General features: G+C 57.4%; 17 protein-coding genes and 4 pseudogenes. 13 read left to right on the forward strand and 8 right to left on the reverse strand.

Annotation, left to right across the window (positions count from 1 at the left end):
- The 4 genes and pseudogenes from IVA80_RS27715 to IVA80_RS27730 form a co-directional block, all read right to left on the reverse strand.
- Positions 1–152, reverse strand: a pseudogene (locus IVA80_RS27715) (IS256 family transposase); the annotation flags it as partial.
- Between the two features lie 7 nt (positions 153–159).
- Positions 160–360: a hypothetical protein gene (locus IVA80_RS27720; RefSeq protein ID WP_247437593.1), complete on the reverse strand. Its 201-nt coding sequence runs from the start codon at positions 358–360 to the stop codon at positions 160–162.
- Complete coding sequence (locus IVA80_RS27725) at positions 357–842, reverse strand: helix-turn-helix domain-containing protein (RefSeq protein ID WP_247437595.1); 486 nt, start codon at positions 840–842, stop codon at positions 357–359. Before IVA80_RS27725 ends, IVA80_RS27720 begins: the two co-directional genes overlap by 4 nt.
- Positions 843–976: 134 nt before the next feature.
- Positions 977–2287, reverse strand: a pseudogene (locus IVA80_RS27730) (MFS transporter); the annotation flags it as partial.
- 1025 nt (positions 2288–3312) lie between these two features.
- On the opposite strand from IVA80_RS27730, the gene IVA80_RS27735 reads away from it, so the two are divergent.
- The 7 genes from IVA80_RS27735 to IVA80_RS27765 all read left to right on the forward strand — a co-directional run bounded on the left by IVA80_RS27735 (position 3313) and on the right by IVA80_RS27765 (position 10416).
- Entirely contained in the window at positions 3313–4392 is a 1080-nt protein-coding gene (locus IVA80_RS27735) for an extracellular solute-binding protein (protein ID WP_247437597.1), read from the forward strand.
- Positions 4393–4451: 59 nt separating this feature from the next.
- Complete coding sequence (locus IVA80_RS27740) at positions 4452–5300, forward strand: ABC transporter permease (RefSeq protein WP_247437598.1); 849 nt, start codon at positions 4452–4454, stop codon at positions 5298–5300.
- A gap of 7 nt (positions 5301–5307) precedes the next feature.
- A complete protein-coding gene (locus tag IVA80_RS27745) occupies positions 5308–6210 on the forward strand; it encodes an ABC transporter permease subunit (RefSeq protein ID WP_247437599.1) in 903 nt (300 codons plus the stop codon).
- On the forward strand, positions 6211–7296 hold the full coding sequence (locus IVA80_RS27750) for an ABC transporter ATP-binding protein (RefSeq protein WP_247437600.1): 1086 nt from the start codon (positions 6211–6213) through the stop codon (positions 7294–7296).
- Positions 7297–8248: 952 nt separating this feature from the next.
- Positions 8249–8479, forward strand: a complete 231-nt coding sequence (locus IVA80_RS27755) for a hypothetical protein (protein WP_247437601.1) — start codon at positions 8249–8251, stop codon at positions 8477–8479.
- Positions 8480–8529: 50 nt separating this feature from the next.
- Complete coding sequence (locus IVA80_RS27760; RefSeq protein ID WP_247437602.1) at positions 8530–8886, forward strand: ABC transporter permease subunit; 357 nt, start codon at positions 8530–8532, stop codon at positions 8884–8886.
- Positions 8887–9351: 465 nt separating this feature from the next.
- Positions 9352–10416, forward strand: a complete 1065-nt coding sequence (locus IVA80_RS27765) for a hypothetical protein (protein ID WP_247437604.1) — start codon at positions 9352–9354, stop codon at positions 10414–10416.
- Between the two features lie 276 nt (positions 10417–10692).
- Here IVA80_RS27765 and IVA80_RS27770 read toward each other — a convergent pair whose 3' ends face one another.
- Entirely contained in the window at positions 10693–11175 is a 483-nt protein-coding gene (locus IVA80_RS27770; RefSeq protein WP_247437605.1) for a MarR family transcriptional regulator, read from the reverse strand.
- A gap of 475 nt (positions 11176–11650) precedes the next feature.
- On the opposite strand from IVA80_RS27770, the pseudogene IVA80_RS27775 reads away from it, so the two are divergent.
- A pseudogene (locus tag IVA80_RS27775) lies at positions 11651–13182 on the forward strand (porin).
- Between the two features lie 803 nt (positions 13183–13985).
- Here the strand turns inward: IVA80_RS27775 and IVA80_RS27780 are convergent.
- From IVA80_RS27780 to IVA80_RS27790, 3 genes are all read right to left on the reverse strand, one after another.
- A complete protein-coding gene (locus IVA80_RS27780) occupies positions 13986–14576 on the reverse strand; it encodes an aminodeoxychorismate/anthranilate synthase component II (RefSeq protein WP_247437607.1) in 591 nt (196 codons plus the stop codon).
- A complete protein-coding gene (gene pabB, locus IVA80_RS27785) occupies positions 14573–15967 on the reverse strand; it encodes an aminodeoxychorismate synthase component I (protein ID WP_247437610.1) in 1395 nt (464 codons plus the stop codon). Before pabB ends, IVA80_RS27780 begins: the two co-directional genes overlap by 4 nt.
- A 134-nt stretch (positions 15968–16101) precedes the next feature.
- Complete coding sequence (locus IVA80_RS27790) at positions 16102–16419, reverse strand: Dabb family protein (RefSeq protein ID WP_247437612.1); 318 nt, start codon at positions 16417–16419, stop codon at positions 16102–16104.
- Positions 16420–16725: 306 nt separating this feature from the next.
- Between IVA80_RS27790 and bioB the strand changes: the two genes are divergently transcribed.
- The 5 genes and pseudogenes from bioB to IVA80_RS27820 form a co-directional block, all read left to right on the forward strand.
- Positions 16726–17709 carry a biotin synthase BioB gene (gene bioB, locus IVA80_RS27795; protein ID WP_247437615.1) on the forward strand — a complete coding sequence of 328 codons (984 nt, stop codon included), beginning with the start codon at positions 16726–16728 and terminating at the stop codon, positions 17707–17709.
- 484 nt (positions 17710–18193) lie between these two features.
- On the forward strand, positions 18194–19348 hold the full coding sequence (locus IVA80_RS27805; RefSeq protein WP_247437617.1) for an 8-amino-7-oxononanoate synthase: 1155 nt from the start codon (positions 18194–18196) through the stop codon (positions 19346–19348).
- On the forward strand, positions 19345–19980 hold the full coding sequence (gene bioD / locus IVA80_RS27810; protein ID WP_247437623.1) for a dethiobiotin synthase: 636 nt from the start codon (positions 19345–19347) through the stop codon (positions 19978–19980). The genes IVA80_RS27805 and bioD overlap by 4 nt, the downstream gene beginning before the upstream one ends.
- Positions 19980–21242 carry an adenosylmethionine--8-amino-7-oxononanoate transaminase gene (locus IVA80_RS27815; RefSeq protein ID WP_247437620.1) on the forward strand — a complete coding sequence of 421 codons (1263 nt, stop codon included), beginning with the start codon at positions 19980–19982 and terminating at the stop codon, positions 21240–21242. The genes bioD and IVA80_RS27815 overlap by 1 nt, the downstream gene beginning before the upstream one ends.
- A gap of 1577 nt (positions 21243–22819) precedes the next feature.
- Positions 22820–22971, forward strand: a pseudogene (locus IVA80_RS27820) (IS256 family transposase); the annotation flags it as partial.

The raw sequence follows: 22971 nt of genomic DNA on the forward strand, positions 1-22971 counted from the left end.
TGCGCCAGAAGCTGCCGCGCACCAGCTCGCAGGATATTGGTCAGTGGATCATCGATCTCGTCGGGCTGACGAAGCGGGACAATGTTGCTAGTCTCGTTCGTGGCGTATCGCTCTCCTTGAGAGGTTCTGGCAGGCTCGACACCCGCCTCGATACGCCGCCTATCTCATTCCGTCATCACCCACTTTCCTGCATAGCTCCACCATCGGCAGGTCCGGCGCAATCCGCTCCCGGGCCTGGATGCCGGTCTTCTCGTCGATGGAGACCGTGCGATGAGTGTCGTCTGCATCGGCCGCGGCCTTGTACACCGCGCAGATATCCGCGGACTTGGCATCGAAGTCGGGATCGGCCTTCGGGGTCAACCAATACTGGAGCCGATGCGGTTTGAGGTCGGCTTCTTTTTTAAAAAACGCCCCACTGAGCGCTGCGAGACGTGTGGCACCAAGCCGCGTCGCATCGCTTCGTCGGCAATCTCGCGTTGGCTCCAATGGCTGATCGGCCGATCGCTCGCCGCGGGCTTCTCGCATGTCATCGCAACGATCGCGCAGATCTGCTCCGGCGTGTACGTCCCCGGCGCTCCGGGCCGCGGCGCGTCGGCCAAACGCTCCGGCACGGACGCCCCGTCGGCCGCCTGCCGCCACCGCTTGCGCCATCGGCGGACTGTCCTCGGCCACACCTCTAATCGCTGGGCACTCTCGCGCACACCCACGCCATCCGCGGCAAACAGCATGATGCGGGCGCGAACCGCCAACTGCTGCGGCGTCGAATAGGTACGCACCAGTTGTTCCAGCACTTCGCGCTGTTCGGGCAAAATCGTCACCGGCTCGGCGGCCAACAGGGGCATAGCAACCTCCCGTCTCTGCTTTGGATTCATCATGCCACAACACCAGCGATTCGACTCGGTTCCGGGGCCGACGCGCCTGCCATTCACTGCATCAGCCCACTTTCACCAGTGGACTCGCCATTTCTGCTCGGCAGAACTAGCGGCCCGCTGCGCCCGGTTAGTTGAAGGCGAACGTCGGGATCAGCCAGCGTCTCGGCGTCTTGCTCACGGGCGTTGATGCGCGGCATGCGTTGCCAGAGCCCAAAGAAGGGTGACACCAGCATTAGTCCCGCCGAAATCAGAAGAGTTGTTTGTACACCGCTGAGATCAGCCAGATATCCCCACGCCCAGCTGCCAACCGCAATGCCACCTGATCCTGCCGCCTGGTAGGCCGCAAGCGAACGGCCGGCGACCCAGCGCGGTGCCGACAACTGCACCCCAATATTAAACAGTGCCCACGCAATCATCCATGCGGCACCCGCGAGGAACAGCGCGATCGCTGTTAATACCGGCGAGCCACTAAGCGCCACTGCGGTAATTGCTCCACCCATCGACAGCGCGCAGGCGCGGACCGCCGCCTCGCCGCTCATGCGCTTGCGGATCTCGGTGATGTTGAGCGCGCCGAGCACCGCGCCCAGGCCGAAGGCGCTGAGAATCATGCCATATGTCTGTGCGGCACCATGCAGCAGGTCGCGAGCTACAAGAGGCATGAGCGCGATGATTCCGCCGCCGATCAAGCCCATTACCGTAGTGCGAACGAGGATGATCTTGATCGATGGTGCATTGATGATGTAGCGCACACCTGAGACGATAGCGCGTCTGAGCTTTTCAGGCGGAAGACGACTCGGTTCAGAGATGCGTTTCCATAGAAATAGGGCGAGAATCAGTGGAAAATAGAGTAATGCGTTGAGCGCGAAGGTGGCTACCGCGCCCCCGGTTGCAACCACAATGCCGCCGATGGCGGGACCCACGCTTCGCGCAATGTTGTAGCTGATGCTGTTCAGCGCCACCGCCGCAGGAAGGCTTTCCAGGGGCACTTGCTCACTCACCGAGGATTGCCAAGCCGGATCCATCAGGGCCATGCCACTGCCGACGACGAAGCACAGTACCAGCAACAAGTTCGGGGTGATCAAGCCTAACCAAGCGAGTGCCGTCAGCGCCGTCGCGCCGGCGAGCGCGATACCAACCGAGACAAGGGTCACTATACGTCGGTCGTGCATGTCAGCGATGGCACCAGCCGGTGCCGAGATCAGCATGACCGGCAACATCAGAGCGGTCTGCACGAGCGCGACCTTGTCGGCCGACGATGTCATCTGCGTCATCGCCCAAGCCGCGCCGACGCTGCGAATCAGAGCCCCCAAATTGGCGAGTACACTCGCAAGCCAGATGCGCCTGAAAGTCATATGGCGAAGTGGTGCGGTGATGCTGTCGGCGCTAGCCGGGACGGGCGCGGACGAATTGGTCATCTCGGCTGCTGCGTTGCCTCAGAGGACTGGACTGAGCGGGCCGTCGCATTCATGGTCCGTCGAAGCAAGGTAACGTATCTGATCGACTGAATCGCAGCTGAACTTTGGCCAAATTATCGTGTTTTGCATTGTCTCGTCAGAGTGGAAGGGGCGCGCGATCAATTGAGATGCGTGAAACCGACCTGAATTGATCTGAAAAGAGGGCTGTCACTAAGTTAGGCGCATCTAGATGATGGTTTCTGGCGTTGTATGCGAAGAAGCGATGAAAAACCGCACGATGGTAAAATAAAGGAAGAGACTCCCGCGTCAATACTCGGACGGGGACTCAGTTGAAGCCTCTCTCGATCGCCGATATTCGTCCAGAATTCGTAGGGATCAGTGATATTGGGTCGTGCTCGACGGAGGTCCGCAAGGCATCGTCGGCGCACTCATGGTCCTCGAGGGGAGTTCGACAAGCTTCTAGGTAACGGCAGTCGCGTAAGTCAGCTAATTGTTGGTCACCTCCAGCCGGCTTTGATCATCCATCTAGGCGCCATCTCCTTCACCTCCCTGCATCGGTTTTGTTGACGGCAGGGACCCTGGAGCGCCAGTGGTATCGGTCTGTCGAGTTCAGGTTTTCGTGGCGGTGCTGCCAGCTGGGGCAGCGCGGGCGCGGCGAGCGAGGTTGCTGTTTCGGCAACGCCTAAGCCTGCATCGCCCACGTCCCAAGCTCCGAATGTCTCTCGACTTGCCCTGGCTCGAGCGCCAATCTGCCGAGCCACGATTTCCCGCCTAAAACAAATGGTTTCCAACTTCCGCGCCGCTGTGAACGACGGACTCGCCATCCAAATCCCTCGCTGCTTGCATTCCGAAGCCTCGGCAACGGAGGAACTTGCCTGCCGGGGCCATCACAAAAACGTTGGCATTTTGCAAAAAAAGGCCGAATTTCTGCGAAACTACCCGGTATTCCCGTTAAATTCCTCGTTGAAGGAGATGCTATGCTGTCGAACAAAGCAGCTATGCGCCTTCAATAGGGAGAAACGAGCATGTCATCATCGCGTCGCGAATTTTTGAAAAGTGCTGCCTCCGCCGCCGCTCTTGGCACGGGCATGTCGTTAGCAGGTGCGGTGGGCGCCCGAGCTGACGAGACAATTACTGCCGTCGAGTGGGGCGGCAACTACGGCAACGAGATGAAGAAGCTTGCAGCCAAGCAAGCGGATGTGAAAATCAATTGGCAGCTGCACGCGGGCGGCGCCTTGGCGATCTTGCCCAAGATTAAGGCGACATGGCCGCGGCCAGGCATAGACCTTCTGACCGGTTGGGATGCGTCGTGGCAGGCAATTGCCCGCGAGGGTTGGGCGGAGGCCGTGACGCTGGATAAGGTTCCCAACCTGGCCGACATTCCGCAAAAACTGCTGGTCAAGGACGGTGCCGGAAACATCGTAAATATTCCTCGCACAATTACGGCGCTAATCTGGTTTTACCTGGAAGACAGAGTCCCATTCCAGATCACCAAGATCGAAGATCTCTTGGACCCCCGGCTGAAGGGAAAGATTTGTTTCCCCGTCCCCACACTGGGCAACAACCTCCAAATGGTAACGATGGCGCTGCATAAAGGTGGCGATGAGAGAAATATGGAGCCAGCATGGGAGTTCATGAAAGCGCTGGCGCGCAGCGGAAACATTGGACGTGTAGCGACCTCGGACACCGACATCACCAGTTCGATCACTTCGGGCGAGACTTGCATAGGCATGCGGAGCGGCCCAGGCGCGATTGACGTTGGGCGTAAGTTTAAGACCCGAGTCTTGAGCAAAATGGACAAGACATCAGGTTTCAGGACCTTCGTTTTACAGGAGGGATGGTGCGTTCTGAAGGGAGGTCACACGGATGCGGCATTCAAGTTCGCGAACTTTGCAATCAGCCCGGAGGCCAATGCGGAGTTCAACCAGGCCATCCATGCGGTGCCTGCAAACATGAAATCGAAGATATCAGACGAAACTAAGCCCATTGCGTTCAGCAACGAAGAGATGGAGAAGTACGTCTATATTCCGGATTTTGCTTATCTCTCATCGCAATTAGACACCTGGATGAAGCGGTGGGAGCAGGAAATCGCGCCGCTGCTTTAGCGGCGGAACGCGCTACGACTAACTAACACACGGTAGCAAGTGTTGCCTGGAGAGAACGAATGACGGCTGCGAGATCTAAACTGATGCTGCTGCTTCCGGCAGTGGCAGTATTCGTTCTCTTCTTGGTGTTCCCGATTCTGATGGTACTCAATGAGAGTTTCCACACGTTCGAGCCCGGTCGAATTGGATCGGTTGAAGGAGGTCCGCTCACTCTCGCAAACTATGAGGAGCTCTTTCAACCGGTCTATGCGCAGTACTTTGCCCAGACATACGTTCTAGCGATCTGCTCGTCCGCTATCTCGATCATCTTTGCCTTCCCGATTGCCTATTGCATTGCGAGAACTGAATTTGCATGGATTCAGAAAGCTTCGATCTCCGCGATTGTGGGGCTCATGTTCCTAAGCTCTCTCGTGCGGGTCTATGCGCTTGAGCTGACTTTTGGCTCCGTCGGAGTGCTTGCTCCACTAATGTCGATTATGGACATCAATACCAATAGCCGGCTCTATATCAATTTCGTGATCCTCGCGGGATTGCTTCAATATTCCATACCGATGTCAATCCTGATCCTGATCGGAGCGATCAAAAACCTGAACCCGCGCCTGACAGAGGCGGCTCTGTCTCTTGGCGCCTCTGCGCTTGCGGCTCACATCACCGTAACGATCCCTTTATCCATCCGAGGGATTGTGTCGGCATTCTTAGTCTCAATGACCCTTGGCGTAAGCGCATTCGTCATACCCTTGATTCTCGGGCGAGGGCGCATCCTGTTCATTTCGAATCTTATTTACAGCCGGTTCAGCGAGATCGCCAACTATCCGAGCGGCGCCGCGATTTCGATTGTCATGATGGTCCTCGCGTTGCTTCTGATTCTTGTGATGTCCAGACTGGCGACGTCACTTGAGCGAGCGTGAGAATAAGATGCTCAGCACCAAAGAGAGGCTCAACGCGGACGTGACGGTCAGAACAAAGGCGCTCGTCGGCGCGAAACCGATACTCAGCAAGCGACGTGTCGACATCCTTCTTGCCATTGCCGTGACTGCGATCATTGCGGTGACTGCATTGTTCCTTCTTTTCCCGGTCGTCGTAACCGTACTGATGGCATTCGACGCGCGCGACTACATTGGTCCATTCCCTCCGACGGAGCTTTCGACCCGATGGTTCGGCAAGCTGCTTGAGGATGCGTACATATGGGCGGGCTTCAGAACCAGCCTGCTGCTGGCAATTGCCACGACCGCCGCTGCGGCAGCTATGGGTGCGCTGGCCGCTTTGGCGATCAGCTGGATGTCGCCGCGATGGCGTGACTTTGTCACTACCATGTTTCTGTCGCCGCTCGTCTTGCCGGGGGTGATCATTGGTTTTGGTCTGCTCATGTTCTTTGCGGCTTTCAACCAGGTGCCTGTCTTTCTAAAACTGTTCGCAGGTCACTTGATCATCACGCTTCCCTTCACAATAAGAATGACGTTGGTCGGACTTGCCGGGATCAGCCAAACGCTACGCGAGGCGGCATTATCGCTCGGTGCGAACGAGCGGCAGGTCTTCTTCACGGTCACGTTGCCGCTCGCCAAGAATGGTATTGCCGCGGGCGCGATTTTTGCCTTTGCGGCCTCCATGGACGACCTTACGATCAGCTTGTTCATGAGTGACTTCCAGACGTATACGCTTCCCCTCGCGCTCACCACCCTAATCAAGTCGAGTTTCGATCTGACCATCGCGGCGGCCGCAGTAGCGCTGATGGGCCTTACGATTGTTCTACTGATCGTGCTCGACAGCGTGCTCGGGCTCGAGCGGGCAATGGGGCATGGAACCAATAGGATTCGATAGATGAATGTTCTTGAACTGAAAGACGTCACGAAAAAGTATGGCGGCTTCACTGCGGTCGAAAACGTCTCCCTGGAGCTAGAGCCAGGAAAGGTGCTTTCTCTCCTCGGGCCAAGCGGCTGTGGTAAAACGACTACACTGCGCATCATTGCAGGTTTCGCCGCACCGGATGGCGGTACCGTTCAAATTGCGGGCGAGGATGTCGGCCAACTGAAGCCTTACGAGCGCAACGTAGGACTGCTGTTTCAGGATTATGCGCTCTTCCCTCACATGACAGTGGCCCAAAATGTTGCCTACGGAATGCGGTACCGCGGAACGCCGGCAGCTGCGATACCTTCTCGGGTCAAGCAGATGTTGTCGCTTGTACAATTGGCCGGAATGGAGGCGAGATATCCCAGTCAACTGAGCGGCGGACAGCAGCAGCGTGTCGCGCTTGCGCGGGCGCTCGCAACCGATCCCAAGATTGTTCTTCTCGACGAGCCATTGTCGGCACTCGATGCCAAGCTTCGACTCGAATTGCGCATCGAGCTGAAGGAAATTCTCAGATCTGTCGGTGCCACAACGATCGTTGTCACGCACGATCAAGAGGAAGCTTTGAGCCTGGGCGATGAAGTCGTCATCATGCATGCAGGCAAGATCGTTCAGCGTGGAGCTCCGACACAGATTTACCAATCGCCCGCCAGCAAGTTGGTCGCCGAGTTCGTCGGACGATCCAATTGGTTCCAGGCAACCAGGGGCAGTTCATCGATTGCGGGCTTCACCTCCTATGTAACAAGCGATGGAGTTGAGATCCGGGCGAAATCGCCGCCGTCCGATCGCGATGGCCGCGTTAATCTTTGCGTGCGACCGGAACACATTGAGCTCATGGACAGTGCCGTTACTGAAGCGCCTCGAGACGCAGACCATAACAGCATAGCGGGTGTTGTTCTCGACGTGGCATCTCTCGGTCCTGACGTGCATGTTGTTGTTGAGCTTCCTGGCAAAGCTCGTTTCTTAGCGATCCGCAAGAATGTTAGGAAGATCCCAGGACTTGCCCCCGGACAATGTGTGCGGGTCCTCTTTTCGGCCTCGGACGTCCTCGTATTTTGAAGTGGATTGGAGACAAGGCGATAGGTGTGTGAGAGAGATGGAAAGGAAGCTGCGTAAAGTCCCTCAACCGGATCGCATCCTACTGATGGGTGCTAAAAAGCCGAACAACTCAAATTTAACGCAGCGCGGGCTCGGCGTATGCCGAACCAATTTTCGATACGGCTCGCTTTTACCTAACTCCAACGTTGTGCTTGCGGAGATCGAGTCATCGTCGCAACGTGAGGTCCCCGCCGTAGGCCACGTGCTAGTCGCATGCATATGCGCTGAGGTTCGGGAAGAACACTATTTCGCTCGACGGTCATACCGAAAAGTTTTCATCGAGGCCTCGATCGCCCTGACCACACGGCTTGGAAGAGAAATACAAGGCGCTTTGATGGGGGAGCGGGGTTCAAGGGCAAAAGCTTCGCATTCGTGCAAATCACCAGGCAATTTAAGCCGAATGAGCCTTAAGATCGCAGAGAAGCGGCTTTGGATCGCTTAGCGTTCGCACAACACATACCAAGTTGCCGAACATCGGAATCGCAACGAGGGGAGTGAAACCATGAGCTTTTTGATGAACCGTAGCCGCGTCCTTTAGGCGGGCTCGTCCGCCGTCTTGGTAGGCGCAATGAATTCGATGACTAGCGGTGCTCTCGCGGTAGTGACGGACGAACTGCGGGTCGTAGTCCACGGTGGGGACGTAGCGAAGGCGTACATCGAGGCCTACGTGAAGCCGTTCCAAGCCGAGACAGGAATTAAGGTCCATGCGATCACCGACCAAATCACTTTCGCCCAGCTCGAACTCATGGTGAGTACCTAAAGCGTCACGGCTGACGTCGTCCCCCTCAGCTAAGGCTCTACCATTGCTGCTGAGAAAGGCCTTCTCGAGTTTGCCACTAGGTTCGGGCGAAGCGCTGGGCGGCCACCCCTGTATCAAGCCCCAGGCAGCAGCCGCTTATGGAAAATGGTTGGCATGGCCTTTGTGGCGCTTGTCATGTTCTACCTGCTGTTTCCAAGCCTTGTTGTCATTGTCATGTCGTCTAGCGGCGGGCCGTCGCTGCAGTTCCCGCCGTCAACTCTTTCGCTCCAGTGGTACCGATCCTTCTTCTACAATCCCTCCTGGACCGACGCTGCGGCAACCAGCGTTCAAATCGGCGTAGCAGTGGCATTCCTATCGACTTTTGTCGGCACGCTCGCGGCCTAGGGCCTTAATCGCACCTTTCCGAGACTACGCAGTAAAGCAGTAAACTGACGATGGCGATCCTCACCCCAATCACCATTCCAAGCATTGTTGTCGGTATTGGAGCTTATCGAGGACTGCTCAAGTTTGCGCTCATAGGTACGAAGACCGGAATCATCCTGACGCACAGCATCGGTGCTACCGCCTATGTAGTCGTGATCGTCTCGGCGACTCTGGCAAATTTCGACCAGCGTTTGAAGCTGGCGGCAAAGAGCATGCGGGCCAATCCATTCCGAACGTTTACAAGAGTGACGCTGCCGTTGGTGCGGGTCGGCGGTGCCCTGTTTGCCTTCCTTCACTCTTTCGACGAAGTCGTCAAAACATCACTGGTTAGCGGATTCTCGATCCGCACGCTGCCTATGAAGATGTGAGAAAACATGCGGCATGAGATCGATCCGACAATTGCCGCGATAGCATCGATGCTCGTGCTTCTGCCTGTGGTTTGGCTAATCGTTTTTTGGTGGCGGTCAAGGCCGAAAGTTGCTGGCGCCGTTCTAGAAAACGCTGCTTAAACGGCTAACCTCGAGGTCACAAGATCGACTTTAAAACAACTGCTGGACCCTGGGTCGCGCCAGTGCCTCCTATCGCATTTCTTGCTTCTGACGGACGCGCATAAAAAGCTCGTATACCAGCCTTCAGAGACAGAATTTCAAAGTTAAACACCTCTCCATTAGGATATTTCGGCGCTCAGTTCTTGGTAAATTTTTTGCAAGGAGATGAACACAACAGGACTATAAGAGGCAATTCTCTAGCAAAAAGTCGATCTCCGAAGGAGCCGCTGAATGATGGGCGCATGCTGGGCGAAGGGGTAAGGATCTTCACCGAGGGGCAAATCGATGGAGTTTGGTGCTTGGCATCATGTGAGGTGTGATCTTGCGTCCGCGCGACAGAACGCTTCGGCGTTCCTAAATGGTTTACTGCCAGAGAATGATCGCTCCCAATTGGCTCGGCAGAACTGGGGCGCAACCTGGGCCGGGACCGGCGACGCTTATTGCCGTCTTGCTGACCTCAACATAATCAAAAAGGAATACGATGGGGCCACGGAGGCTTGGCTTTGCGCGCTCACTGCCTTCGAGGTCGCCAGGAGGCTAGTCCCGGACGATGATCCGCGAAGGGCGCATTTTTCAGCCAAAGTCGAAGCTGGCCTTCAGAGGATCGGACTATCCTTCCGCCATGAGGTGGAGAGCGCATGGATCGCGTGTGGCGATCTGGGGGAGTTTCTCGCCTGCTATCTGCCTGCAGGAACTCCGAATTCGCGCGCGCCGGCGGTCATTTGCGTCAGCAACGAAGAGGAGAAGGGAGCGACGCTGCTCGGCAGGCTCTTGCCTGTGGTGATTGGTCGGGGGATATCCCTCCTGGTTATCTCTCACGAGAACACCGCAAATCACGCACGCGGTGGATCCGAAATCGTATTGTCCCATTGTTTGGATCATTTGTCGCTTCGACCTGATGTTGATAGTAGCCGGATCGGCATTTATGGAGACGGGTTATCGGCCTCTTTAGCTACTGATTTTGCCGCCTACGATCGCCGCATTGCTGCGGCGGTATGTGATGGTGGCATTTGGAATCGGACGCGCTCCCTAAGATCCGTCGATTGGATGACATCGACCGATGACGGCGCAGATAGGGACATGGTGTCGGGGCTTTGCTCACGGCCGGCTCGACTGCCGAACTGTCCAATACTCGTGGTAGCCGGTGGGCGCGGCGTCGTCAGCGTGTGCGAGGCTATCAAACTGCAGACTGTTTGCATGGCGGCGCGCATCGACGTGGACTTGGTCATGCCGCAGTTAATTCGAGGAGGCCTGGGCGAGGAGATTGACAACTTCGTTAGCTCAGATGACTGTATCTTCAGATGGCTGGAGCAGAAGCTCGCACCAACTCCAGAGCGAGTCGTCGGCTAGCGGCGCTGCGGTTCTCTCCCGATCTTTTCGCAGGAGCTCTCATTCAGTCGTAAGTTGTAGGCGAAGTCGATTGTTGTGCGGAGCCTGGATCGGTGTTCAGTGCAGTGGAGGTGGGCGATGCGGCCTGGAGAAGTCCAAACGATGGGTCCTGCCAAGATGGACTCAAGTGCGTGCTAGACGCCATCTCCAGAGTTAGCTGCAGTGAAGCGGTCCATCTTGGTCAAAGACGCGAATGATGGAAACGGCCAGGCTGATGCGGCCGTCACCCGTTCAGGCCTACAACACGCCGATACTCAGCTTTTGGGATGCCAATCGGCTATTCTTAGCGATCGAGGTCAGCCGCTTGTTGAGGTAGTCTAGTGACGCCTGGTCCAGCCCTTCCAATAGCGCGGAGTTCAGAGCCTCCCTCTTGCTCGACAGCTTTGAGATTTCTGCTCGAGCCTTCTCAGTCAAGGACATTTGAACGAACCTTGCATCATCTGGGGACGGCTCGCGCGCCAGAAACTCCATCGCCTCTAGCTTTTTCGTTTGGTTGGTAACGAACGCGGGATGAATTCGAAGTTTGCTTGCAACTGCTATCCCCGAGACACCGCGACCTTGGTCGAGTTCGTCGATAGCCATGAGGATCAGCCACTGTGGCTCGGTCAAGCCCAGTAGCTCTGCCCAGCTCTTATGTATTTCCTCAATTTGGGAGTGGATCTCGACAACATTCCAGATGAAATCCCTGACGGCCCTGTCGATTGCTGGTTTTTCAGCCATGTTGTTTGTTCCGCCAACCCCAGCGACGCCCAATAAACCGTTGCGACGTTCCCTTGGTATCTGGGTTTAGCCGCCCCTGAAAGGCCCCGTCGAGCATAGACACCATGTAAAAAATCAATTGATATCTGCAATTATTTCTGGCATTATTTTTTCAGATCATCTGAGGATCTCTTCGATGATCATGTAGAATCTCCAAGGAGAACCTCCGGGATGCCCCCTGGGGGCTCTTATTTTGCCAAAAATGCATTCGAATTGGGTCGTAGAAAGGGTTCTGTCGCACAAATGCCATACCAGGCTAGTGAAACAATACTTCTTGTAATTAATTAATTGCAACAATTGACGTGGCGGAATAGACCATGAGCTGACGGAAAGGGGGCGCCTCGACGTCGTCCGTCAAGCACCCGCCCAGTAGGTGAGGCTAGCCGCGCGGATCTTTGAAGGACGGAAACGACGTTTCCAACTTGGAGGTTCAACAATGAAATTGATGAAGAGCTTTATCCTCGGTTCGGCCGCAATGTTCGCTGGCGCCGGGGCTCAGGCGGCGGATCTTCCCGTCAAGGCCAAAGCAATCGAGTACGTGAAAATCTGCTCGCTGTATGGCGCTGGCTTCTACTACATTCCCGGTACCGACACCTGCATCAAGCTCGGTGGTTACGTGCGTGGTTCGACCCAGCTGGGAACGAACAGCGTCTGGGGTGCGGCGGCCAGCGGCCTCGGTGGCGCGCACAACCGCCTCAGCAACTACTACACTGCGCAATCTCGGTTCGATTTCAGCACCGATACGCGGACGGCGACTGAGTATGGCGTCCTTCGCACGTACGCCGAGTTGGCTTTCACTTGGACGGCCGGCGGATATGGTGGCGCCGGGAGCAACCTGATCAATGGCGCGACCTCCTACACCGGAAGCAATCCGGCCGGGAGTGGCAGCGGCATGGTTTCTGGTGGTTCGCTCAGCGTGTATTATGCTTTCCTGCAGTTTGCCGGTTTCACCTTCGGCAGAGCTCAGTCGCAGTTCTCGTCGCCTTGGACTAACTATCCCGGCAACTCCTTCGACGGCATGCCTGGCGGCGGTGGGTGGGAGGCCGTCAACCAGATCGCCTATACCGCTGACTTCGGCCAGGGCATCACGGCTTCATTCTCGGCCGAGGATCAGGTTAGCCGTACGACTAACATCTGGAACGTCAGTGGTGCGACGGCTGCGGGTCTTGCCACCGGAACGTATGGTGCGGGCGATATCGGCGGCTCCCGCGCTCCCGATCTCGTAGCCATGCTGCGGGTCGACCAGGCTTGGGGCCTTTTCCAGGCATCGGTCGCCGCACACGACAATCATGCTGGCTATTATGGTGTCGATGAAACGACAGGGCATCCGGGCGACAAGTGGGGTTGGGCCGGTCAGCTTGCGTTGTCCATTAAGAATATCCCGACCGGTGCCGGTGACACTATCAACGTCCAGGGTGTCTACACGAACGGCGCCAGCATTTACAACTTCCAGTCATACACCCCGTTCCTTATGCCATCTACGGCGGCACGGGACTGGGAGGGGCTTACCAGAGCGTCGGTCTCGCCGGTGTTTCTGACTCTGTGTTCGTCGCCGGCGCGGGTCAGCAATTGACGACTACATACGGTTTCAATGGCGCGTACACTCACAACTGGAGCCCGTACTGGAACTCTGCGATCTTCGGTGGTTGGGGTGCGGTGCGTTACAACAGCGCAGCCAAGGGGTCCATCTGCGGCGCGTTCGTCGCAACTCTCGCGCTGTCGAGTGGCGTTGCTGGTTGCAATCCCGACTTCAACTACTCGGTTGTCGGCGTGGCCACCCGCTGGAATCCGGTCAAGGGTCTGACCTTCTCGACCGAGCTCGCTTACACGATGTTGGACCAGAAATATGCGAGCGGAAGCACGGTCGCCTTGCCGGTGCAGGCTGGCATCGCCAAGCCCGCGGCTACCTACGAGCTGAAGGATCAGAGCAGCCTGCAGGTGATGTTCCGCGCGCAGCGCAACTTCTAAGTCTTCTGTCGAACCAGCAAAGGAGAAGTGGCTCTATCGATTTAAGTTAACCTCCAAGAAGGCCTCCGGCATGCCCGCCGGAGGCCTTTGATTTGGCGCCCGTTGCTGACTTAGCATGAAGGTCACCTCGCCCGGCATCTTGGACGAGCTTGTTTTTGGTGGAAACTCACCCCGACTGCATCGGATGAGGGCCGATGTCCCTAAAGGATTTGCTCTGGATCGCACTGCTATCGCCTGGATCCTCCGCTGCAAAGTGCAAGGGGACAGCTCCGCTAGTCTCGAGAGGGAGCGATAATCATCACGGCGCAGCATCACCTAAGCGGGAAGCGAGCGCTCCCCCAATGCTCAGCGCTCAATTGAGCAGCCGATTTGCAGGCGAAGAGATTATCGTTCGCGACGTGCAGAAACCAGAATGCGCAGCGTGCAAACGAACTCTGACTGCAGTCCCGCCGGAGGGCGCATAGCTCGGCTCAGGGGGCACATCACTGCAGGCGCAAACCGTGAGCGTCGTGTGATACGAGGCGGTTCAGCGGACGCGGCGGCTGCTGCGCGATCGTAGCTATTGGACACTATCCAGAGCGAGAGAACGGCTACTACGGTCCGGCAAAGTCAATAGTCCGGGTCTGTGTTGAATGGCGCCGCGAGAGATCAGAACGAACCTAGCGCTGCTTGAGAGTCGCGTTGATCAAGGGCGCGCTGTTCCGCCCCATAATCAGGAACTCTGTCGAAAAAATTGCGATATCGACATCGAGCCGTCAGCATGAGTTGTCATCCCTTTGGTAACCACCACCGACGCGACAGACTCACCGATTCCGATGCGCGGTTTCTGCGAGTTGTAAAAAATTGTTAAGCAGCACGTGCCCCTGTGGCGTAAGTATCGACTCTGGATGGAACTGCACGCCATAGGTTGGTTGGTAGCGATGTGCGAGGGCCATAATCTCGCTTTCCTCCGAGCGCGCCGTCACCGCCACGTGCGCTGCGCATCGCTCGTCGAGCTCAACAACAAGAGAATGGTAGCGCCCAACGCCCAGAGGGGACGGGAGGTCCTTAAATAGCCCTCTGCCATCATGCGCTACGGACGAGCATCTTCCGTGCATAGGACGACGCGCACGCGTCACGCGTCCGCCAAAAACACTCCCGATACACTGATGCCCGAGGCAGATGCCGAGAATTGGGATGCGACCAGAAAGGTCGCGGACGACTGCCGTGGATATTCCCGCCTCCAGCGGAGTGCAAGGGCCGGGCGAGATGACCACTGCACGAGGCTTCAGGCCTACAATATCACTGAGACTGACCGCGTCATTGCGGACCACCTCCGTTGCTTCGCCAAGCTTTTGGAAATAGCGAGCGATATTGAAAACGAAGGAATCGTAGTTGTCGATGATGAGAATCAAGATGCACCGGATCCTTCAGCTCGAAACGCATCAAATATCCGTTGCGCTTTGGCGAGCGTCTCATCGTATTCGACCTCTGGTTCCGACATCGCCGTAATCCCACTACCTGCATGAAACACAGCCACGTTGTCTTCGATCGTGACCGTGCGGATCGCAATATTCGTGTCCATGTACCCGCTGAAGCTGATGAAGCCGATCGCTCCGCAATAGACCTCCCGCGCCACGCGCTCCATTTCCGCGATAATTTCCATCGATCGCACCTTGGGTGCCCCCGTGATGGAACCGCCGGGAAAGCAGGCCCGAAGCAGGGTAACGGCGTCCTGGTCTGCCGCCAGCTCACCCGTCACGATCGAAACCAGGTGGTGTACCGAGGCATAGGACTCCAGGTTACACAGCGCTGGGACCTCGATCGATTGCGGTCTGCACACCCGCGACAGATCGTTGCGCAGGAGGTCGACGATCATTGTGTTCTCGGCGCGGTCCTTTTCGGACGCTAGGAGAAGTTTTGCGCGATGCTCGTCCTCTCTGGAATCAGCCGAACGCCCGATCGTACCCTTGATAGGGCGCGTTTCCACCTGCCGTCCGTCAAGCTTCAGGAAACGTTCTGGCGAGCTGGATGCAATGGTAAGCTTGCCGTATCGCAGGAGGGCTGCAAAAGGAGCCGGGTTCAATAATCGCAGCCGGGAGTAAAAGGCTAATGGATCAAATGAGCTCGACAGCCGGGCGCTGAAGCGTTGCGCAATGTTCGCTTGGAAAACGTCGCCAGCCAGAATCAAGTCGATGACGCGCCGTGCCACCGCGATGTAGCCCTCGCGGCTGAAGTTCGAATGCCACGCGCCCGCCGTGCCTGGGCAGTCATTCGAGGACGACATTGGGCTGCCAAGCAGGGACGCAAACTCATTGGCTCGACTGCGTGCACGTTCGCTCCGACGAGCGCGATCCTGCTCCGGCCATCCGGTCGACACGATCCAGCATCTCTGATCGCAGTGGTCAAAGCTGACGACCACGTCATACATGTGCAAGATGGATTCTGGCAATCCAGTACCGGCATCTGCCGGCATCGGCAATCGCTCCAACGTTCTATTGAGATCGTAAGCCAGGAAGCCGGCTACGCCCCCTTGAAACGGCGGGAGACCGGGACGATGCTCTTGCGCATACCTGGAGAGAAGGGTGCGAAGAACAGCCCATGGATCACTCTCGAAAGCCTCTTCATTGCAGCGAGCCCGTCCTTGCGCGACCATGTAGGTATTGAACGGGTCGCAGCTCAGATATGAGTAGCGTCCAAGCAACCCATCCCGTACTGCACTATCGAGAAACGTAAGATGCTCTCGATGCGCAAGGCACCGCATCGCTGTGAGAGGCTCAATCCAATGCATTTCGCGAACGTGCATTATCAGTCACCGGGGACGGCGTCCCATGGAAACGCCCTGTGAATGCGATCCGAGTCGAGCGACTCGTTCGATCTTCTGAAATCGTTGCTCAGGACGATCTCCGCCAATAGCCGCGGCGCGACGAGAAACGTGTCCTATTGCTTTGGTTGATCGGGACGAGCATCTCTCGCTACGTCGTAGTCGGCCGCGAATCGCAGCTCTCGGAGTGGTCGTACCCGCCTGATCGATTCCTGGTATAGACGATGCGCCTTGTATGCGGCGAGTTCCAGCTCGCTAGCGAATTCACCATACACCACGACGTCGATATCGTTCCCGAGCTGGTCCCTCTTGCTATTGCGAGCAATCTCGATTCGGCTTGCATGTGGGATCGTGGTGAGCAGAGACAGGCCTTCAATGATTTGATCGATATGGGCCTTATCCTTGGCGGAGAATAGGACGATGTGACGTATCATGAATCGCGGCCGTGAAGTGATGCTAGGACGTCGCCTACGTACCTTGGGATCGAGCCCGCTGCAACGGCTGCTGCGTTCGACATCGGGCATTCACGCGGGTACGCCGACGCCCGGCGCCGAAATCCATTGAGATGCCAAATCTTGCAGGATTTCTTCAAGTTGGCCCAAGTATTCGCGGTTTTTGAGTGTCGAAGGCGCCCTACATTTTTTGTGAGCGCCAGCTGAGGAGTGGCAAGCACTACAGTCACTCAGGGCCCTCGTTGAACGATACTTGTCGATCGGCTCGTGGGCGTGGAAGCAAGTCATATGGCTGCTGGTGTGGTAATGGGCGGGAGCAGGGCGCCGGTTCGTAGCGACTGGAATCGCGCCGACGCCGACACGCTTTACCGTTTGCCATTTGCTGACCTGACGTTTCAGGCGCAGGGCATTCATCGCGATAACTTCGATCCGAACCGCGTCGAAACCGCAAGCCTGCTCAGCATCAAAACCGGAGGTTGCCCGGAAGACTGCGGCTACTGCTCGCAAAGCGCGCATTATGACACTGGCCTCAAGGCGACTCGTCTGATGGATCATGCCGAAGTGGTCGGCACCGCGCATCGCGCCAAGGATGCTGGCGTGGCTCGCTTCTGCATGGCTGCGGCTTGGCGCAGTCCAAAAGACCGGGATCTCGATCAGATATGCAGCATGATCACGGCGGTTAAGGGGATTGGCATGGAGACGTGCGTCACGCTCGGCATGTTCACGCCGAAGCAGTCCGCGCGGCTCGCTGATGCCGGGCTCGATTTCTACAATCACAATATCGACTCCTCGCCCGAATTCTACGGAAAAATCATCACGACGCGGACCTTGCAGGATCGCACCGACACGCTTGCCCATGTGCGCGAGGCGGGCATCAAGGTCTGTTGTGGTGGAATTATTGGTATGGGCGAGCACGTCGACGACCGCCTTGGCATGCTCGTGCTTCTCGCCAATCTCCCCCGCCAACCGGAAAGCGTGCCGATCAATCTCTGGAATGAGGTCAAAGGCGTGCCGGTCAATGAAACCGCCGAGCGCCCGGACCCCATTGCGCTCGTGCGCCTGGTCGCGACCGCCCGGATCATGATGCCGAAGAGCGTGGTGCGCTTGTCGGCCGGACGGCAGTATGTGACGGACGAACTGCAAGCACTTTGCTTGCTGGCCGGAGCAAATTCGATCTTCATCGGTGATGTGCTGTTGACGACCAAAAGCCCGCTACGAGACCGCGACAAGAATTTGCTGGAGCGGCTAGGTATCACATCCGGGCTTACCTGAGTGGAGCTGAGCAGCGAGTGCGCTCTGCGCAGAACCCGGCTTGGGAGGGGAATGCAAGTTACGGTGATGAAGGGCAAATCTCATCGCTCGTCGGTGACGGAGACTGATCTGTCGGTGAAGGCGCGATTTCGATTGATCGTGCGGCGCTCGATGTGACGAGGTTTCCGATCAATAAGAGCGCGGAGATCTGCAATCTGGAAACCGGAGCGCGCTTCGCCACCTCTCTTGTTGAGGCCCCTCCCGGATCTCAAAATAGACTTGATCCGTGCGGCCTTGCGGGCTCGCAACGCGCGGCCACAAAGGTACGATCATTGCCTACGCCTCCTTCGACAAGGCGGAAGCCATGCTCTTCGGACCACGCATTGGCCTGGTCGAGCAGGAAAATCGCATCTTGCGAAGTTAACCCAAGAAGACGTTGCGGAAGACCCAGACCATCGCGCCGCCAGAGCCTCTCGCGAGATGGATTGCTACTTGAGAGTGACGAATGGATTCGAAGCACGCCGCCAGATTTCGCAATTATGTCGCAGCCCTGCACGCCCTGAAGGATGACCACCGGCTGCGCGGCCTCAAGCCACGCGCGGGAATCGATTTCACTTCAAACGACTATCTGGCGCTCGCTAGCGCGCCGCGTATGAAGGAGGCTATCGTGGCTGCCCTGCACGCCGGCACGCCGATCGGAGCTGGCGGTTCGCGGCTTCTGCGCGGCAATTGCGAGGAGCACGAACGTCTCGAAGCACAAGCCGCCCAATTCTTCAGCGCGGAAGCAGCGCTTTTCTTCAGCAGCGGTTACGTCGCAAATTTTGCCGTCCTGACAACGCTGCCACAGCGGGGCGACCTGCTCGTTCTCGATTCTCTCGTGCACGCTAGCATTCATGAGGGCGCGCGAGCCGGTCGGGCCGACGTTCGGATAAGCGAGCACAACGATCCTCAGTCGGTCGAAAGCACGATCCGTGACTGGCGCACCAGCGGCGGAGTGGGCCGCGTCTGGATCGCGGTCGAAAGTGTCTACAGCATGGATGGTGATTTCGCTCCCCTCGGAGAGCTGGTTGCGGTTGCAGACAGATACGATGCGTTCCTGGTGGTCGACGAGGCCCACGCGACAGGCGTCTACGGTGAGCAGGGACGTGGGCTCACCGCGACCTATGAGCGACGCGGAAATCTATTGGCCGTTCATACTTGCGGCAAGGCGCTGGGGGCCGTCGGCGCGATTGTTACGGCCGCCGGCGCGCTGCGCGATTTCATGGTTAATCGCTGTCGTCCGTTCATCTTCGCCACCGCACCGTCACCATTGATGGCTGTAGCTGTGCGGGAGGCACTTTCAATCCTGCAGGAAGAGCCCGAGCGTCAGCAGAGTCTAGCCAGACTGGTCGCGTTTACGCATCGGGAGATCGGTTTGCGCGGTCTCCAGACTCCTTCGGACACGCAGATCGTGCCCTATATTGTTGGCGACAATGCGCGCGCGATCCAGCTCGCCTCCGCATTGCAGGCTCGCGGCTTCGATATTCGCGGGATTCGGCCGCCAACCGTACCGGCGGGGACGGCCCGTTTGCGAGTTTCAGTAACACTCAACGTCGGGGAGGATGACGTGCGCGCAATGCTAGATGCGCTCGCAGAGGAGACGCGGGGTTGGCCTCGATGAGCCGGCGGATCGTGGTGACCGGCACCGATACCGGGATTGGAAAAACCGTCTTTTCCGCGGGCCTGGCCCATCTGCTCGGGGCAAACTACTGGAAACCGATCCAGGCTGGCCTCGAAGCCGAGACCGACACCCAGCTCGTTGCACGGCTGGGAGGTCTCTCAAGCGATCGGGTCATGCCAGAGCTTTACCGTCTGCGAACGCCTTCTTCGCCACATCATTCCGCGGAACTCGACGAAAAGCGTATCGATGTGGATTCGCTTCATCTGCCGGACACCGGGGAGCGGCCGCTCGTGATCGAGGGGGCCGGCGGGCTGATGGTGCCCCTGACACGAGGCGCACTTCTCATTGAGGTTTTCGAACGATGGCAGCTTCCTGTGGTGCTGTGCGCGAGGACGGCACTGGGTACGATTAATCACTCGCTGCTATCGGTAGAGGCCCTGCGGAAGCGCCACATCAGCATTCTTGGGGTTGCATTCATCGGTGAACGAAATCCTGAGACCGAAAGCGCAATCTGTGACATCGGGCGAGTGCGCTGGTTAGGGCGATTGCCCTGGCTGTCTCCTCTCACGCCAGAGACACTCCATGCCGTCTTCAAAGATGCGTTTGTCCGCAATGACTTCCTGAACCTGTGATGCCAACGAAGAGATCGGCGATCTGGCATCCATTCACGCAACATGCACTTCAAGACGAGATGATCGAGGTCGCACGGGGTAGTGGTGCTTATCTCCATACCTCGGACGGTCGTAGTATCCTGGATGCAATTTCGTCTTGGTGGGCCGTGACTCACGGGCATTGCCATCCCCGGATTGTCAGCGCAATCCAGGAACAGGCTGGCAAGCTGAACCAAGTGATTTTCGCTGGTTACACCCACGAGCCGGCCGAAGAGGTTGCGGAACTGATTCTGAATGTCGCGCCCCGTGGGCTTGACCACGTCTTCTTTTCTGACAGTGGCTCGACCAGCGTGGAAGTCGCTCTGAAAATGGCGCTCGGCTACTGGCACAATATCGGCAAGCGGCGAACGCGTATCGTCGTGATGCAACATTCTTACCACGGGGATACGATAGGAGCGATGTCGGTTGGCGCCCGTGGCGTTTTCAACGCTGCGTATGGTCCGCTGCTGTTCGAGGTTACCTCAATCCCGTTTCCCGCGAGAGACCGTGAGCAGGCAACCCTCGATGAGCTCGAGTGTGCATGTCGAAACGAAAGTCCCGCCGCCTTTATTGTGGAGCCTCTGGTATTGGGCGCGGGCGGGATGCTGATGTACCCGGCCTGGATGCTCAAGAGGATGAAGAAAATCTGCGAGGCCTCAGACGTGCTGTTCATTGCCGACGAGGTCATGACAGGTTGGGGCCGCACCGGAACACTGTTTGCCTGCGGGCAGGCCGACGTCACTCCCGATATCGCCTGCTATTCGAAAGGCCTCACGGGAGGGGCGCTTCCGCTCGCAGTGACCCTCTGCCGGGCGGATATTTTCGACGCGCACTATTCGCAAGATCGTAGGCGAACCTTGTTCCATTCGAGCTCATATACCGCCAATCCGGTCGCCTGCGCCGCCGCAAAGGCCAATCTCGATATCTGGCAGGATCAGGAAACTCACCAGCGCCTGGCTTCGGTCGCCACGATGCAAGAACAGCAAATCGAGCGATTCCGCGCCGATCCACGTTTTGCAAACGTCCGTCGGACCGGAACCATCACAGCACTCGATCTCAAAACAAGTGATGCCGGCTATCTGGCGGGCATCGGTCCGAAGCTTCAGGAGTTTTTCAGGGACCGAAATCTGTTGCTGCGCCCGCTCGGCAACACGATCTATGTGATGCCGCCTTATTGTGTCACGGCAGCAGATCTTCAAGAAATCTATGCAGCGATCAGTGATGCCGCCGATGCGCTCTCGTGAGGAGGCTATTTGCGTGGTCATCTACGCAAGCTCCAGGAAAGATCTGGACAATACGGTTTACTGACCGGGGACGCGCCTCGCGCGCTCCCATACGCGCGCCCCGCAACGACCTGACGTGCTCTCTTAGAGGTCCGATCGGTCGAGACGTTCCTTGGCGATTGAGATCGCTGGACGTTTCCGCGCGTAGTGTAATTACAATGTGGCTGCACGAGATTGGGCGGGGCTGCTAGCGATCGCCGTTTGTCGAGTTAGCTGAAGATCGTCGAAGTTAGGCAAAAAGACGCAGAATTTAATCGCCGAGGTGCTGCTGATTGCATCAATCAAGATCAAAGTTTCTCTTACAGTAGGAAATCCTGGCGAGGCCGCCCGAATCGAGTGCGCCGCTTCGCGAAGGAGGCGCTCATCAGAGTCGCACTCTGGCGCCTGGTAGTCCGTAAATGCCGCAAGAATCGAAATTGGCGACGTCACACTTTGACGCGCGAGCGCGGTGCTGCGGAAATGGACAATGCACGAGCAAATCCACTAACGCCGACAGGAGGCGACAATGCGCAACGACCATCATACGTCCCATCGCGGTTCAGCGAGGTGCTGCGCTGTATGTGGCGGAAGGTTCGGGCTTATCCGCTACTACTGCTGGCAAACGGCGCTTTGTTCCAGGAAATGCGTCGCCCGCTTCAAGGCGCGGCGGGAGGCCGACCACAAATGGCTTCGCTGGTTGCGAATAGCTTGATGCGTCGTTTCCGACCCGCTACACCCGCACGTCCGCCCGGGTGACAGGTGTCAACGCAGTAGTACTGCAACAATTATCGAACCAAGCGTGACATGTCCAAGAGTGACAGGGACGATCAAGTGGCGGAAAGCTCGGCAACGATCATCGATTTCAACGCCTGCAGGATGAAGAAGCGCGCTTCGGGGGGCCCGTCATCAGGCCCGCCCAGCTCGATCGCCTCGTATGAAGTGGCCGCAGCATTCTATTTCTTCTGGTCCTCGCTAGCCTTGATCCCGTTTGCGTTGTCGGATCTGCTCGCCTCGAAACGGGAGCCTTCGTGAGCAATCCTCAAGGCCGTCGCGGTGGTGCTGCGCCGATAAGGCGACATCCTGCTCCTTTGCCGCATTTGCGCCGACTGGCCACTTGCTCTCGGCCACGCTCCAGCAGCCGCAATTGTCTGTTGGCCGTGACGGATTTACGTGGCGGCTCTCCGCCACTCTTTCGAGCGGTTTGGCAAGCCGTGCGCTGATGACTAGTAGACCTTCCGAATCAAAGACAGTCTCGTTGCCGAGCGGCAATTGAAAAATTCTGGCCGATGATTGCGCGAGCATTAGAGAGTTTTGTGCGCCCTCCCGCCTGATTGTGGAGAGGTGTATTCTTTCTCTTATCACGTCGTTGACAGCTTTCGCCCGGCATATCTACGAAGCGGTTATTACGAAAAGAGGGCTGCAAGGAAACTGAAGATGAGCCACAAGTCAGACGCGCGTGTTGAACCCATCAAAATTCCAGTTTTGCAGCGATGGAGGGAGGAGGGGCGGCGGAGAGCTATGCAGGAAAGTGGGTGATGACGGAATGAGATAGGCGGCGTATCGAGGCGGGTGTCGAGCCTGCCAGAACCTCTCAAGGAGAGCGATACGCCACGAACGAGACTAGCAACATTGTCCCGCTTCGTCAGCCCGACGAGATCGATGATCCACTGACCAATATCCTGCGAGCTGGTGCGCGGCAGCTTCTGGCGCA

Origin of the sequence: Bradyrhizobium sp. 139 (assembly GCF_023074175.1) — a bacterium.
Taxonomy (GTDB): domain Bacteria; phylum Pseudomonadota; class Alphaproteobacteria; order Rhizobiales; family Xanthobacteraceae; genus Bradyrhizobium.

Coding starts and splice junctions, on each gene's coding strand:
- IVA80_RS27760 (WP_247437602.1), top strand. CDS start 8,530: ATGGCGATCCTCACCCCAATCACCATTCCAAGCATTGTTGTCGGTATT.
- bioD (WP_247437623.1), top strand. CDS start 19,345: ATGAGCCGGCGGATCGTGGTGACCGGCACCGATACCGGGATTGGAAAA.
- pabB (WP_247437610.1), bottom strand. CDS start 15,967: ATGCACGTTCGCGAAATGCATTGGATTGAGCCTCTCACAGCGATGCGG.
- IVA80_RS27790 (WP_247437612.1), bottom strand. CDS start 16,419: ATGATACGTCACATCGTCCTATTCTCCGCCAAGGATAAGGCCCATATC.
- IVA80_RS27755 (WP_247437601.1), top strand. CDS start 8,249: ATGGCCTTTGTGGCGCTTGTCATGTTCTACCTGCTGTTTCCAAGCCTT.
- IVA80_RS27725 (WP_247437595.1), bottom strand. CDS start 842: ATGCCCCTGTTGGCCGCCGAGCCGGTGACGATTTTGCCCGAACAGCGC.
- bioB (WP_247437615.1), top strand. CDS start 16,726: ATGGCTGCTGGTGTGGTAATGGGCGGGAGCAGGGCGCCGGTTCGTAGC.
- IVA80_RS27815 (WP_247437620.1), top strand. CDS start 19,980: ATGCCAACGAAGAGATCGGCGATCTGGCATCCATTCACGCAACATGCA.
- IVA80_RS27740 (WP_247437598.1), top strand. CDS start 4,452: ATGACGGCTGCGAGATCTAAACTGATGCTGCTGCTTCCGGCAGTGGCA.
- IVA80_RS27750 (WP_247437600.1), top strand. CDS start 6,211: ATGAATGTTCTTGAACTGAAAGACGTCACGAAAAAGTATGGCGGCTTC.
- IVA80_RS27770 (WP_247437605.1), bottom strand. CDS start 11,175: ATGGCTGAAAAACCAGCAATCGACAGGGCCGTCAGGGATTTCATCTGG.
- IVA80_RS27745 (WP_247437599.1), top strand. CDS start 5,308: ATGCTCAGCACCAAAGAGAGGCTCAACGCGGACGTGACGGTCAGAACA.
- IVA80_RS27765 (WP_247437604.1), top strand. CDS start 9,352: ATGGAGTTTGGTGCTTGGCATCATGTGAGGTGTGATCTTGCGTCCGCG.
- IVA80_RS27805 (WP_247437617.1), top strand. CDS start 18,194: ATGGATTCGAAGCACGCCGCCAGATTTCGCAATTATGTCGCAGCCCTG.
- IVA80_RS27735 (WP_247437597.1), top strand. CDS start 3,313: ATGTCATCATCGCGTCGCGAATTTTTGAAAAGTGCTGCCTCCGCCGCC.